The sequence below is a fragment of the Caballeronia sp. LZ003 genome (assembly GCF_031451465.1).
Taxonomy (GTDB): domain Bacteria; phylum Pseudomonadota; class Gammaproteobacteria; order Burkholderiales; family Burkholderiaceae; genus Caballeronia.
Map to the genome: position 1 here is coordinate 1 of NZ_JARUXJ010000208.1, position 406 is coordinate 406.

The 406-nt window shown below is 66.7% G+C and carries 1 pseudogene; it reads left to right on the forward strand.

The features are described from left to right. Positions 1-121 precede the first annotated feature (121 nt). Positions 122-406: pseudogene (locus QCE79_RS34475) on the forward strand (terminase); the annotation flags it as partial.

Consider the following 406-nt stretch of genomic DNA (forward strand, 5'->3'; position numbering starts at 1 on the left):
GCGCAGCCTCGTCGCTCGCCACGCGTCTTCGCATCACGCGGCAGGCCGTGGAGCATCCGACGACCGCCGGGCGGGCGATTGCCAATCAGAAGAAGGCGGCCAAGCCGTGGGAGCTGCCCACGTGAGCACCCGTCGTCGGCTCGCGCGCAGCAAACGCAACATTGAATGGATCGAGGCGCACTGCCGGGTGCCCGAAGGCCGTCTTGTCGGTCAGCCGGTGAAGCTCACGAAGGAACAGCGACGCTGGCTCAAGCGGATCTACGACACGCCCACGCGCACCTTCATCCTGTCGATGGCGCGCAAGAATGCCAAGACCGCGCTCTCCGCGTTTCTCGTGCTGCTGCACCTCGTCGGGCCTGAGGCGCGCGTCAACAGCCAGCTCTACAGCGCCGCTCAATCGCGCGAT